The 13,485-nt window shown below is 70.5% G+C and carries 11 protein-coding genes and 1 pseudogene; 3 read left to right on the top strand and 9 right to left on the bottom strand.

Annotated elements, in window-relative coordinates:
- Positions 1–50 precede the first annotated feature (50 nt).
- Positions 51–665 (top strand): LysE/ArgO family amino acid transporter, encoded by a 615-nt coding sequence (locus tag ACP4J3_RS32395; RefSeq protein ID WP_426539714.1) that lies wholly within the window; start codon positions 51–53, stop codon positions 663–665.
- Between the two features lie 80 nt (positions 666–745).
- Entirely contained in the window at positions 746–2,041 is a 1,296-nt protein-coding gene (locus ACP4J3_RS32390; RefSeq protein WP_426539713.1) for an MFS transporter, read from the top strand.
- 3 nt (positions 2,042–2,044) lie between these two features.
- Here ACP4J3_RS32390 and ACP4J3_RS32385 read toward each other — a convergent pair whose 3' ends face one another.
- The 5 genes and pseudogenes from ACP4J3_RS32385 to ACP4J3_RS32365 form a co-directional block, all read right to left on the bottom strand.
- A complete protein-coding gene (locus ACP4J3_RS32385; RefSeq protein WP_426539712.1) occupies positions 2,045–2,500 on the bottom strand; it encodes a cyclic nucleotide-binding domain-containing protein in 456 nt (151 codons plus the stop codon).
- 285 nt (positions 2,501–2,785) lie between these two features.
- Positions 2,786–3,025, bottom strand: coding sequence for a hypothetical protein (locus ACP4J3_RS32380; RefSeq protein ID WP_426539711.1), 240 nt, complete (start codon positions 3,023–3,025; stop codon positions 2,786–2,788).
- Positions 2,970–3,716, bottom strand: a pseudogene (locus tag ACP4J3_RS32375) (FUSC family protein); the annotation flags it as partial. The gene ACP4J3_RS32380 and the pseudogene ACP4J3_RS32375, both read right to left, overlap by 56 nt.
- 112 nt (positions 3,717–3,828) lie before the next feature.
- Positions 3,829–5,208: an NAD(P)/FAD-dependent oxidoreductase gene (locus tag ACP4J3_RS32370; protein WP_426539710.1), complete on the bottom strand. Its 1,380-nt coding sequence runs from the start codon at positions 5,206–5,208 to the stop codon at positions 3,829–3,831.
- A 199-nt stretch (positions 5,209–5,407) separates the two neighbouring features.
- Positions 5,408–7,312, bottom strand: a complete 1,905-nt coding sequence (locus ACP4J3_RS32365) for an AMP-dependent synthetase/ligase (protein ID WP_426539709.1) — start codon at positions 7,310–7,312, stop codon at positions 5,408–5,410.
- Positions 7,313–7,462: 150 nt separating this feature from the next.
- On the opposite strand from ACP4J3_RS32365, the gene ACP4J3_RS32360 reads away from it, so the two are divergent.
- Positions 7,463–7,720 (top strand): DUF6480 family protein, encoded by a 258-nt coding sequence (locus ACP4J3_RS32360; RefSeq protein ID WP_426539708.1) that lies wholly within the window; start codon positions 7,463–7,465, stop codon positions 7,718–7,720.
- 16 nt (positions 7,721–7,736) lie between these two features.
- Here the strand turns inward: ACP4J3_RS32360 and glgB are convergent, their stop codons facing one another.
- The 4 genes from glgB to ACP4J3_RS32340 form a co-directional block, all read right to left on the bottom strand.
- On the bottom strand, positions 7,737–9,950 hold the full coding sequence (gene glgB / locus ACP4J3_RS32355) for a 1,4-alpha-glucan branching enzyme (RefSeq protein ID WP_426539706.1): 2,214 nt from the start codon (positions 9,948–9,950) through the stop codon (positions 7,737–7,739).
- A gap of 3 nt (positions 9,951–9,953) precedes the next feature.
- Entirely contained in the window at positions 9,954–11,315 is a 1,362-nt protein-coding gene (locus tag ACP4J3_RS32350; protein WP_426539705.1) for a maltokinase N-terminal cap-like domain-containing protein, read from the bottom strand.
- A 41-nt stretch (positions 11,316–11,356) separates the two neighbouring features.
- Complete coding sequence (gene treS / locus ACP4J3_RS32345) at positions 11,357–13,075, bottom strand: maltose alpha-D-glucosyltransferase (protein ID WP_426539703.1); 1,719 nt, start codon at positions 13,073–13,075, stop codon at positions 11,357–11,359.
- Positions 13,076–13,080: 5 nt separating this feature from the next.
- A partial coding sequence (locus ACP4J3_RS32340; protein WP_426539702.1) for a DUF3459 domain-containing protein occupies positions 13,081–13,485 on the bottom strand: 405 nt, incomplete at its 5' end.

Raw genomic sequence — 13,485 nt, 5'->3', positions numbered from 1 at the left:
TAAGAATCTTTAGCTGTACACGAGGAGATCGCTTCCTTAGCGTCAACGGCATGACAAGTGCTTTGACCACGGCCGCCGCCGGATTCGGCACCGGCCTCTCCCTGATCGTCGCCATCGGCGCCCAGAACGCCTTCGTCCTGCGCCAGGGCATCCGCCGCGACGCCGTCCTCGCCGTCGTCGGCATCTGCGCCCTGTCCGACGCGCTGCTGATCACCCTGGGCGTGGCCGGCGTCGGCGCGGTGGTCGTGGCCTGGCCCGGGGTGCTGACCGCGGTGGCGTGGGTCGGCGGGGCGTTCCTGCTCTGCTACGGCGCGCTCGCCGCCCGCCGGGTCTTCAGGCCGGGCGGCGCCCTGCTGGCGGAGGGAGACGCGGCGGGGTCACGGCGCCGGGCGGTGCTGACCTGCCTCGCGATGACGTGGCTCAACCCGCACGTCTACCTCGACACCGTCTTCCTGCTCGGCACGGTCGCCGCCGACCAGGGCCCGCTGCGCTGGACGTTCGGCCTCGGCGCGGCGCTCGCCAGTCTGTGCTGGTTCGCCGCGCTCGGCTTCGGCGCGCGTCTGCTGAGCCGCCACCTCGCCAAGCCGGCGGCCTGGCGCGTACTGGACGGGCTGGTCGCCGTGACGATGATCGCGCTCGGCGTGAGCCTCGTCGCGGGCGCCTGACCCGGTGGTGCCATAGTGATCCCTGATTCCCGATAGGTGTAACGAGCAACCACGAGTCATCACGAGCAGCCAGGACGTCCGTGGACACGAGTGAGAGCAGTACCGAACAGCAGCCGGCGGCTTCGGAGCCGGAACCCGCCCGGCGTGCCCGGCGCCGCTGGGTCATGGACACCCGTCCGCTGCGCCGCCCGGCCTACCGCCGCCTGTGGTCCTCGACCATCGTCACGGCCCTCGGCAGCCAGCTCACCGCGGTCGCCGTGCCGAAGCAGATCTACGACATCACCGGCTCCTCGGCCTGGGTCGGCGCGGCGAGTCTCGCCGGACTGCTGCCGCTGGTGGTGTTCGCGCTGTGGGGCGGGGCGATCGCCGACACCATGGACCGCCGCAAGCTGCTGCTGATCACCAACACCGGCATAGCCGTCACCTCGCTGCTGTTCTGGCTCCAGGCCGTCACCGGTCTGGAGTCGGTGGCGGCGCTGATGGTGCTGCTCGCCGTGCAACAGGCGTTCTGGGGCATCAACGCCCCGGCCCGCAACGCCTCCATCGCCCGCCTGGTGCCGGCCGGCGAACTGCCCGCGGCGAACGCCCTCGGCTCCACCGTCATGCAGACCGGCCAGGTGGTGGGCCCGCTGCTGGCCGGCGTACTGATACCGGTCATCGGCCTGGCCGAGCTGTACCTCATCGACGCGCTGGCCCTGTGCGTCACGGTGTGGGCGGTCCTGCGGCTCCCCGCGCTGCCGCCGCTGAAGGCCGCCGCCGAACGCCGCGCCGGCGTACGCGAGATCGCGGAGGGCTTTCGCTACATCGCCCTGCACAAGGTGCTGTTGCTGTCCTTCCTGGCCGACATCGTCGCGATGGTGTTCGGCATGCCCCGCGCCCTGTTCCCCCAACTGGCGAGCCAGAACTACGCGTCGTACGGCGAGGGTCTCGCCCTCGGCCTGCTGTTCGCGGCGATCCCGGTCGGCGCGGTGGCCGGCGGGCTGTTCTCCGGAACCTTCTCCCGGGCCCGCCGGCACGGCTGGATGGTGATCGGCGCGGTCGTCGCCTGGGGTGCTGCCATCACCGGCTTCGGGCTGAGCGGCAGCCTGTGGCTCGCGGTGGTGTTCCTGGCGCTCGCCGGGGTCGCCGACATGGTCTCGATGGTCTTCCGCGGGGCGATCCTGCTGTCCGCGGCCGACGACGAGATGCGCGGGCGGATGCAGGGCGTCTTCACGGTGGTCGTCGCGGGCGGACCGCGCCTGGCCGACCTGCTGCACGGCACGGCCGGCTCGGCCTTCGGCGCGCGTACGGCGACCGCGGGCGGCGGCCTGCTGGTCGTCGTCCTCATGCTGGGCCTGGCCGCCGCGCTGCCCGCCCTGCGCCGCTACCGCGTCTGACGCTCAGAGCACCGGGCGCCGGTTGTGGCCGTACTGCTCCATCAGCTTGCCCCGGGTCATCTCCAGCCGGTAGGCGAGGATTTCGGCGACGTGCCGTACCAGCGACATCCCCAGCCCCGGATCCTCGTCGCACAGCCGCAGTACCGCCGCCGCGTCGAACTCGTAGGCCCGCACGGGACTGAAGGCCTCCGCGCCGAAGTCCCACTGGTACGGCGGGAACAGCCAGGACCAGCCGAGCAGATCGCCGGCGCCGAGGCTGGCGACGGTGACCCGCTGCACGGATGTCACCCGCTGGTCGAGGGAGACGGCGCCCGAGCGGATGACCCAGAAGCGGTCGGCCGTGCCGCCCGCCTCGAAGATCCGGGCGTCCTCCGGGAAGGAGACCTCCCGGGCGAGCGACATCAGGCGCTCACGCTGAGGCGGCGGAAGGGCGGTCAGGAGTTTGATCGCTTTGGTCATGACACGGGGCTCCTCGCCGAGGACTGAGGTTCCGGTGCGTTCCCTGCGTCCATTTCAGCCGCTGCCGCCGCGCTGAGCACCTCGGCGGAGAGGGTTTTGTCCGGGATCTCGTGCGGCGGGTCGCCGAGGGCATGAAAAAGCCCTGGCTGGACGGGGGAGGCCAGCCAGGGCCGTATGTGGTGGCGCGCGGAGGACGGATTCGGTCTACCCCGCGACCACGTATGTATGAACCGTAAACCATCTTGGCGGATTTTGCGTAATCAAAACCTGCGTACGTGACTGGTTTCACTCCGATCCATGTTTCAGACCGGGTTCTGAGTGCTTTCCCGGGGTCAGGATCTCTTCGAGCACCGTGATCACGGTCTCGTACGCCACCGTCCGCGCGGCGGCGTCGCGGGCCCCCTCGGGATCGGTCGGCCTCAGCTCCTCGCTCCGTGCCCGCCACGTCCGCTGGTTCCGCCGGGCATAGGCCCGGGCGCGCTGCATCCGCCGCAGCAGTTCGTCTGAGTCCACCACATCGGTCATGACATCCGCGTACCCAGGTATCGCCCGGATGCGCGGTCATCCGCCCGGTGCCTTCACGGGCACGCCCAGCCGGGCCGAGCAGCGAGGCGATGCTCGGGCCGGTCCGCGACTCGGCGGTCGCGGCCAGCGAACGCGCGTGATACGCGCAGGTCTCCAGCAGCGTGACGACACGGCGCGCGGTCTCCCGCCTGGCCCGCAGGGGCGTGACGGGATGGGTGAGCGGCCGGGTGGCGGCCCGCAGGTCGGCCGGCGCCTGGTCCAGGTCGCGCGCCTCGTCGATCAGGTCGACGGGCGGTCCACCGCTGAGCTGGTCGACGGCGTTGCGCGTGACGTCCCCGAGCCGCTCCAGCACGGTGGCGAGGAGTTCGTTCGTACGGCGATCGGTCCGCACCGGCAGTACGAACGCGGCCGCGATCACCCCGCAGGCCGCGCCGAGCGCGGTCTCCTCGATGCGCAGCACCAGCACCGACAGGCTGTAGGTGTGCAGCAGGGTGTAGAGCAGCCCGAGGGCCGCGGTGACGAAGAAGGACATCAGTGTGTACGACAGCGGCGCCGAGTAGAACATCGCGAAGACGAACAGCAGCACCAGCGCGAACGCCGTCCAGGTGCGCTGTCCTACGGCGCCCGCCAGCACGATGCCGGCCAGCACGCCGAGGACGGTGCCGAGCAGCCTGCGGTAGCCCTTGACGAGACGGTCCCGCAGCCGCGCCCGGACCGGCCCTCACGCCGCCGTACGCTCTCCCGCTCTCCCGCTCTCTCCCCGTTCGCACCGCGCTCAGCGCTCCGCGCCCCGACCGAGGCCGTCACCCCCGTGAGCCGTCGTCCTTCCCGTCGACCTGCGCCCGCAACTGCTCCGGCGTCAGATAGGCGTGCACGAACTCGAAGTCCTTCAGCTTGGCGGGACTGCGCGACTGGAATCCGGTGCGCACGAAATCGTCCCCGGCGACGGCGTTGAGCAGCCAGTTCGTCATGACGCGGGTCTTGGCGACGTTGGTGCGCAGCGCCGACCAGTGGTAGCCGCGGGCCACGGCGAGGGCGGGCAGGCCCTTCAGCTCGACGCCGAGCGGCTTGGACACGGCGTCACGGCCGCCGAGGTCGACGACCAGCCCGAGGTCCTTGTGCTCGTACGGCCGCAGCGGCTGGTCGCGCAGGGCCGCGATGACGTTGTCGGCCACCACCTTGCCCTGGCGCATGGCGTGCTGTGCGGTGGGCGGGCAGACGGCGCCCTCCTCGTCCTTGGCCGTGTCGGGCACCGCGGCGGCGTCGCCGAGCGCGAAGACGCCGTCGTGCCCGGGCAGGTTCATCTCGGCGGTGACCGCGAGCCGCCCCCGCACCGTCTCCGCGCCCAGCGTGCCGATCAGCGGGCTGGCGACCACACCGGCGGTCCAGATCAGGGTGCGGGTGGGGATGACACGGCCGTCGGTGAAGGTGACCTCCTCGGGGCCGGCCTTGGCGATGGACACCCCGAGGGAGATCTCGATACCGCGCCTGCGCAGGATCTCCTGGGCGTCGGCGCCGAGCTTCTCGCCGAGCTCGGGCATCAGCCTCGGGGCGATGTCGATCAGATGCCACTTGATCAGGCGTGGATCGAGCCGCGGATAGCGCTTGACCGCGTTGTGGGTCAGCATCTGCAGACAGGCGGCGGTCTCGGTGCCCGCGTAGCCGCCGCCGACCACCACGAACTGAAGGCGCGCCGCGCGCTCGTCCGGGTCCTGGCTGGCGTCGGCGAGATCGAGCTGGGAGATGACGTGGTCGCGCAGGTAGGCGGCCTCCGCGAGCGTCTTCATGCCGTACGCGTTGTCGGTCAGCCCCGGGATGTCGAAGGTGCGGGTGATGCTGCCGGGGGCCAGCACGATGTAGTCGTACGGCTCGTTGACGGTCCGGTCGGTGATGGTGCGGATGACGCAGACCTTGGACGCGAGGTCCACGCCGATGGCGCCGCCCGGGATGATCCGGGTGCGGTACCTGCGGCTGCGGCGCAGGGACAGGGCGATCGACTGGGGCGTCAGGACACCGGAGGCGACCTGGGGCAGCAGCGGCAGGTAGAGCTGGTAGGAGGACGGTGTCACCAAGGTGATCTCGGCCTCGTCCGGGGAGAGTTTGCGTTCCAGCCGGCGAACGCATCCCACACCGGCGAAGCCTGCGCCAACCACCAGGATCCTGGGTCGTGTCACGGTGATCATCCCTTCTGCGGCTCCAGGCGGTCTGCCTCGACGACGTTCGCCTGCCCCTGGACCGCGGCTTCGCACGCCTCGATCCCACCGCGCCACCGGTCGTTCCGCCAGCCGGGTGCGGCAGGCAGACGAACCCGTCGACAGCCACCCTGCCCCACCCGGCGCGAGGGCACACCGGTTCGGAAGTGAAAGACGTGTCCGCAAGTGCTCAGCGGAAGACGTTGTCCGCGTCGTCCCAGTGCGCGAACTCGTCCGACAACTGCTCCCGCGGTGCGCGCGAGCGGGCCTGGTACATCGCGTCGATCTGCAGCGCGTAGTGCCGCACGATCTCGTCCCGGCGCAGCTTCATCGACGGCGTCAGCAGCCCGCGGGCCACGTCGAACGGCTCCGGCAGCACCCGGAACACCCGGATCGACTCCGCGCGCGACACCGCGCTGTTGGCGGCGGCCACGGCCCGGCCGACCTCCTCTCGCAGCGCGTTCTCCTCCCGCGCCTCCCGGACCCGCGCGTCGCTGCGCCCCGCGCGGCCGTCCCGCCAGTACGCCAGGAAATCGGGGTCCAGAGTGATCAGCGCGCCGACACAGGGGCGGTTGTCGCCCACCACCACCGCCTGATGCACCAGCGGATGCATCCTCAGCCGCTGCTCCAGGAGCGCCGGCGAGACGCTCTTGCCGCTGCTGGTGACGATGACGTCCTTCTTGCGCCCCGTGATCGTCAGATAGCCGTCGGAGTCCAGCCGCCCGAGGTCCCCGGTGGCGAGCCAGCCGCCGCGCAGCGCGGCCCACGTCGAGCTCTCGTCGTTGACGTACCCCTGGAACACCGACGGCCCGCGCACCAGGATCTCCCCGTCGTCGGCCACCCGGATGTCCATGCCCGGCAGCGCCTGCCCCACCGTCCCCGACATCTCCCGGCCCAGCGGCTGCGCGGTGACCCCGCCGCTGGTCTCGGTGAGCCCGTACCCGTCGTTCACGAAGATGCCGATGCCCTCGTAGAAGAGCGACAGCTCACGGTTCAGGGACGAGCCGCCGGACGTCCCGAGCATCACCCGGCCGCCGAGTGCGGCACGGAACTTGCGGTACACCGTCCGCTCGTACAGGGCGTGCTGCAGCCGCAGATCGAAACCGGGGCCGGGACCGCCGCCCAGCCGCTGCCGTTCCAGGGCGGCCGCGAAGTCCCGTGCGGTGTCGGCGGCCCGCTCGAACAGAGCGCCCCGGCCCGCCTGCTGGGCCGTGCGCAGGGCGTTCTTGTAGATCTTCTCGAAGATCGAGGGCACGGCGCAGAAATAGGTGGGCCTGAAGGTGCGCAGGGCGACCGCCAGCGCCTCCACGCGCAGGTCCGGTTCGTGCCCCATCATCATGCCGCCGCGGATGCACAGGGTCTGCACCAGAAGGCCGTACACATGGGAGAACGGCAGAAAGGCGAGGACGGACGCCTGCCCGCCCGGCGGCACCACCTTGTGGCCCCAGCCCGCGAGCAGCGTGTCGCAGGGGCTCGCCAGATTGCGGTGGCTCAGGGCGCAGCCCAAGGGCCGGCCCGTGGTGCCGGAGGTGTAGGCGATCACCGCCGTCGAGTCCGGCAGCACGATGCGGCGCAGCGACTCGACCGTGGTGAGCGGGATGAACTCGCCCCGCTCCACGAGCTGTTCAAGACCGCCCGCGTCGAGCTGCCAGACATGGCGCAGCCGCGTCAGCGATCCGCACACCGAGCCGACCGTCATGACCGCCTGCTCGTCCTCGACCACCACGGCCACGCACTCGGCGTCCCTGAGGATCCACTCGACCTGGTCGCGCGACGCCGTCGGATAGATCGGGACCACCTCGGCGCCCACCGCCCACAGCGCGTAGCTGAACACCGTCCACTCGTACCGGGTGCGCGCCATGATGGCCACGCGGTGGCCCGGCGAGATGCCGGACGCGATCAGCCCCTTGGCCAGTTCGGTGACTTCGTCGCGCAGTTCCACGGCGGTCACCTCCTCCCAGTCGGTGGAGGAGGGGTCGGGACGGCGCGCGAGCACCGGCAGCGTGGGACGGACGGCCGCCGTCTCGAAGACGCTGTCGGCGAGCCCGCCGATCAGGGACGTGACGGTCGGGGGAGCGAGGCCGAGGTCGCGCATGCGCTGCTCCAGATGTGTACCGGTTGTGACGTCACCGACGAGTTCCGTTATCGACGCTGCCCGAATCTAGCCCAGCTGAGAGCGCGTGGTGCCGGGAACTGACAATTGACCTCGCTTGGTGATCTCGGCTGGAGGGGGAACCCGGGTGGCATGACGTACCCGAACCCCGACCCGAACCGCCGCCCGAACCCCGATCCGGAGCCCGAGCGCAGCACCGGCCTCGAGCCCGGCGGTGGCGTACCCCCGGGCGAGACCCCGCCCGCGGAGAGCAGCATGCCCGGCGCGGGCCCCCGCGAGACGCACAACCCGCCCACGGGCTGGGCCAAGGCGCCCCTGACCCTGATCCTCCTCCTCGTGGCCGTGATCGCCGCGTTCTTTCTGGCCTACGCCCTCGTCCTGATCCTGTGAGCCCAGCGCCGGCTCGTCAGAGGGAGGGCACCAGCCACACCGTGGCCAGAGGGGGCAACGTCAGTGTGATGTGCCCGTCCTCGGGCTTGACCGGGTCGGGATTGGTGACGTCGCTGCCGCCGTAGCGCGCCGCGTCGGTGTTGAGCGTCTCCTGCCAGGCGATTACGTGGTCCGGCACCCACAGGCGGTAGTCGTGACGGACGACGGGGGAGAAGTTGGAGACACAGAGCAGGGCGGTGCCCTCGGCGTCGTACCGCAGGAACGCGAAGACGTTGTCGTCGGCCGCGTCCCCGAGCGACCACTGGAACCCGCCCGGGTCGGTGTCCCGCTCCCACAGCGCCGGGATCGCCCCGTAGCGCGAGTTGAGGTCCCGCACCAGGTCCCGCATCCCCCGGTGGTCGCCGGCCGACGCGTACCCGGGATCGAGCAGCCACCACTCCGGACCGTTTGCCTCCGACCACTCGGCGCCCTGTGCGAACTCCTGCCCCATGAAGAGCAGTTGCTTGCCCGGATGCGCCCACATGAAGCCCAGGTAGGCACGGTGGTTGGCGCGGCGCTGCCACCAGTCGCCCGGCATCTTGGACACCAGCGCCTGCTTGCCGTGCACGACCTCGTCGTGGGAGATCGGCAGGACGTAGTTCTCGCTGTAGGCGTACACCATCGAGAAGGTCATCTCGTTGTGGTGGTACTTGCGGTGCACCGGCTCCTTGCCGATGTACACCAGCGAGTCGTGCATCCAGCCCATGTTCCACTTCAGCCCGAACCCCAGCCCGCCACTGTCGGTCGGCCGGGTCACCCCGCCCCAGGCGGTCGACTCCTCCGCGATCGTGACGACCCCCGGATTGCGCCGGTACACCGTCGCGTTCATCTCCTGCAGGAACCGCATCGCCGCCAGGTCCTCCCGCCCGCCGAACGCGTTCGGCGACCACTGCCCGGACTCCCGCGAGTAGTCGAGGTAGAGCATCGAGGCGACGGCGTCCACCCGCAACCCGTCGATGTGGAACTCCTCGCACCAGTACGTCGCGTTGGCGACGAGGAAGTTGCGTACCTCCGTACGTCCGTAGTCGAACTCGAACGTCCCCCAGTCCGGATGCTCGGCCCGCCGCGCGTCCCCGGGTTCGTACAGCGGGTCCCCGTCGAACCGGGCCAGCGCCCAGTCGTCCTTGGGGAAATGGGCCGGCACCCAGTCCACGATCACCCCGATGCGGGCCCGGTGCAGGGCGTCGACCAGGCACTTGAAGTCGTCCGGGGTGCCCAGGCGGGCCATGGGCGCGTAGAAGCCGGTGACCTGGTAGCCCCAGGAACCCGCGAAAGGATGCTGCGCGACCGGCATGAACTCGACATGGGTGAAGCCCAGGTCCTTGACGTACGCCGGCAGTTCCTCGGCGAGTCGGCGGTACGTCAGTCCCGGTCGCCAGGACGGCAGATGGACCTCGTAGACCGAGAACGGGGCCCGGTGCACCGGGACGTCACGGCGGTGCGCCATCCACTCCTCGTCGCCCCACTCGTAGTGCGAGGCGTGCACGATCGACGCCGTGTCCGGCGGGACCTCCGCACGGCGCGCCATCGGGTCGGCCTTGAGGAAGCGGTGACCGTAGCGGGAGGTGATCTCGAACTTGTACCGGGTGCCCTCGCCGATGCCCGGCAGGAACAGCTCCCACACCCCGGACGCGCCGAGGGACCGCATCGGGAACGCCGTCCCGTCCCAGTAGGTGAAGTCCCCGGCGACCCGCACACCCCGGGCGTTGGGCGCCCATACGGTGAACCGGGTGCCGGCCACGCCCTGGTGGATCATCGGCTCGGCGCCGAGCGCCTTCCACAGCTCCTCGTGCCGGCCCTCGCGGATCAGGTGCAGGTCGAGCTCACCGAGGGCGGGCAGGAAGCGGTACGGGTCGTGGACCTCGCGCTCGTCGGACCCGTCCTCGGCGTACGACACCAGCAGCGTGTACGCGGGGATCGCGTCCAGCGGCAGTACGGCCGAGAAGAGGCCGCCGCCCTCGGAGACCAGCGCGGTGCGCTCGCCGTCGACCACCACGCTCACCGCACGCGCGAACGGACGCAGCGCACGGAAGGCGATCCCGCCCGGCACCGGATGGGCGCCGAGCAGCGCGTGCGGATCGTGGTGGGCGCCCGACAGCAGGCGGTCGCGGTCGGCCGGATCGAGGGGCGGCGCGGTGGTGTGCCGGCCCGGTCCGGCGGACTCGGGGGGCGAGGTCTCGTGCAGGGCCATGGGTCAGGCTCCTCTCACGGCGAGGCGTTCGATCGCCGCCATCGGTACGGGCAACCAGTCGGGTCGGTGCCGGGCCTCGTACAGCACCTCGTACACGGCGCGGTCGGTCTCATAGGCACGGAGCAGCCCGTGCTTCTTGCGGGGGTCCCACCCGGCGCGGGAGGCGTAGCCCGCGCAGTAGGACTCCCGGCAGCGGCGCGCCCACTCCGGACGCCACGGGCGGCGCTGCCGGGCGGCGTAGTCGAAGGAGCGCAGCATGCCGGCGATGTCGCGCACGGGGGAGTGGACGCCGCGCCGCTCGGCGAGCGGGCGCGAGGGCTCGCCCTCGAAGTCGATGACGAACCACTCTCGGCCGGCCCGCAGCACCTGACCCAGGTGCAGGTCGCCGTGGATGCGCTGGGCGGACGGGCCGGGGTCGCAGGCGGCCAGGGCACCGAAGGCGGTGCGCAGACCGGGGACGTAGGGCTGGAGCGCGGGGACGAAGTGCGCGGCGAGCTCCAGGCGTTCGGTCATCTCCGCCGCCGTACGGCCGTTCTCGGCGCGGGCCCGGGAGGGGAAGGCCGCCGCCAGCGCCAGATGCACCTCCGCCGTCGCCTGCCCCATCTCACGGGCCGCGGGGGTGAAGTCGCCGCCCGAGGCCAGCGCGTCCAGTGCCAGGGTCCAGCCGTCGGAGGCGTCCCGCAGGAACGGCTGGAGCACGCCGAGCGTCGCCTCCCACGGGTGCGTCGTACGGAACCATGCCACCGGGGCCGGCACCCGGCCGCAGCCCTGCCCGGCGAGCGCGCCGGACAGCTCCAGGTCGGGATTGACGCCCGGCTGGATGCGCCGGAACAGCTTCAGGATGAACGCGTCGCCGTACACCAGCGAGGAGTTGGACTGCTCGGCGTCCAGCAGCCGGGGTACCAGCCCGGCCGGCAGCGGCACGGCGGAGTCCGCCTCGAAGCGCAGCGGCCCCGCCGTGCCGGGGTGGCGCAGCCGGTCCAGGAGCAACTGGGCCGAACGAGGGTCCTGCAGCGCGTCGAACACCGTCAGACCGGCCAGCGGCCCCTCTTCCGCGCGGCCGATGAGCGCCCGGCCGAGCCGCGGCGACAGATGCTGGCGGACGCCGAGCAGCAACTGGTAGCAGTCACCGGCCGGGGGAGCGCCGCCCGGTGCGGGCACCGCCGAGTGGCCGGCGTGCACCAGCAGATGCAGACAGCCCGGGAACAGCTCCGTCATCGACAGCAGCGCGAGGTCCGTGACGGGCCGGTCCTTGCCCGCGAACCAGCGCTGCCGTGGCAGCCACTCGCGCAGCAGCCCGGCCAGCGAGGCCATGGGGCTGGCGTCGACCGTACGGGTGGGTCGGGGATATGCGGTCTTCTGCATGGTGACGCGTCCTTTCCTCGGCACACGCTCGAAGCTCACGCTCAAAGGCGTCTGCCGATGCGGGATGCGACTCGGGTGAGCCGGAACCAGTAGAAGCCGTGGCCCCCGAGGGTCAGCAGATACGGCAGTTCGCCGATGGCCGGGAAACGCACCCCGCCGAACAGCTCGACCGGATGGCGTCCGCTGAACTCACGCAGGTCGAGCTCGGTGGGCTGCGCGAAGCGCGCGAAGTTGTGCACGCACAGCACCAGGTCGTCCTCGTACTCGCGCAGGAAGGCGAGCACGGCCGGATTGGAGGACTGCAGCTCGGTGTAGGTGCCGAGCCCGAAGGCGGGGTTCTGCTTGCGGATCTCGATCATGCGCCGGGTCCAGTGCAGCAGGGAGGACGGCGAGGCCATGGACGCCTCGACGTTCGTCACCTGGTAGCCGTAGACCGGGTCCATGATGGTCGGCAGGCAGAGCCGTCCGGGGTCGCAGGTGGAGAAGCCGGCGTTGCGGTCCGGCGTCCACTGCATGGGGGTGCGGACGGCGTCGCGGTCGCCGAGCCAGATGTTGTCGCCCATGCCGATCTCGTCGCCGTAGTACAGGATCGGGCTGCCCGGCAGGGAGAGCAGCAGGGCGGTGAAGAGTTCGATCGAGTGACGGTCGTTGTCGAGCAGCGGGGCGAGCCGCCTGCGGATGCCGATGTTGGCGCGCATGCGGGGGTCCTTGGCGTACTCCGCCCACATGTAGTCGCGTTCCTCGTCGGTGACCATTTCCAGGGTCAGCTCGTCGTGGTTGCGCAGGAAGATGCCCCACTGGCAGCCGGAGGGAATGGCCGGGGTCTTGGCGAGGATTTCCGAGACGGGATAGCGGGATTCCCGCCGCACGGCCATGAAGATCCGCGGCATCACGGGGAAGTGGAACGCCATGTGGCACTCGTCGCCGCCGCTGCGGTAGTCGCCGAAATAGTCGACCACGTCCTCCGGCCACTGGTTCGCCTCCGCCAGCAGCACCGTGTCCGGATACATCGCGTCGATCTCACGACGGACCCGCTTGAGGAATTCATGCGTCGCGGGAAGGTTCTCGCAGTTCGTGCCCTCCTCGGCGTACAGATAGGGCACGGCGTCGAGCCGGAAGCCGTCGATGCCCAGGTCCAGCCAGAAGCGGAGGGCGGCCAGGATCTCCTCCTGCACGGCAGGGTTCTCGTAGTTGAGATCCGGCTGGTGGGAGAAGAAGCGGTGGAAGTAGTACTGCCCCCGGACCGGGTCGTACGTCCAGTTCGAGGGTTCAGTGTCGACGAAGATGATGCGGGCGTCGGCGTAGGCCTTGTCGTCGTCGGCCCACACGTAGTAGTCGCCGTAGGGCCCGTCGGGGTCTTTTCTCGATTCCTGGAACCACGGGTGCTGGTCGCTGGTGTGGTTCATGACGAAGTCGATGATGACGCGCATGCCGCGCTGGTGGGCGGAGTCGATGAATTCGACGAAGTCGGCGAGGTCACCGAATTCCGGCAGCACCGAGGTGTAGTCGGAGACGTCGTAGCCGCCGTCTCTGAGCGGTGATTTGAAGAAGGGCGGCAGCCACAGGCAGTCGACGCCGAGCCATTGCAGGTAGTCGAGTTTGGCGGTCAGGCCTTTGAGGTCGCCGACGCCGTCGCCGTTGCTGTCCTGGAATGAGCGGACCAGGACCTCGTAGAAGACGGCACGTTTGAACCAGTCGGGGTCACGGTCCTTGGCAGGAGTGTCCTCGAACGTGTCGAGCACGGGCTCGTTGACGGTCATGACGCTCAAGACCCTCCGATCTGCGACGGCGATGCCTGGACGTGGAACACGTGCGCGGGCGCCCGGCCGGGCTCCAGGCGTACGTAGTTGGTCCTGCCCCAGCGGTAGATCTCACCCGTCAGTTCGTCGTGCACGGACAGCGAGGCGTCCCAGTCCAGGCCGAGTTGCGGCATGTCCAACGAGACCGTGGCCTCCTGGGTGTGGTGGGGATCAAGGTTGGCGACCACCAGAACCGTGTCCGGACCAGTGCGTTTGCTGTACGCGATGAGCGCGTCGTTGTCGGTCCGGTGGAAGCGGAGGTTCCTGAGCCGGTGCAGGGCGGGATGGCATCTGCGGATGGCGTTGAGGCGGGTGAGCAGGGGGGTGATGGTGCGGCCCTCGCGTTCGGCGGTGTCCCAGTCGCGGGGGCG

It is taken from the genome of Streptomyces sp. UG1 (genome assembly GCF_049974585.1).
Lineage (GTDB): Bacteria > Actinomycetota > Actinomycetes > Streptomycetales > Streptomycetaceae > Streptomyces.
The sequence above is the reverse complement of the archived record's forward strand: the minus strand, read 5'-3'. Positions and strand labels throughout refer to the sequence as shown.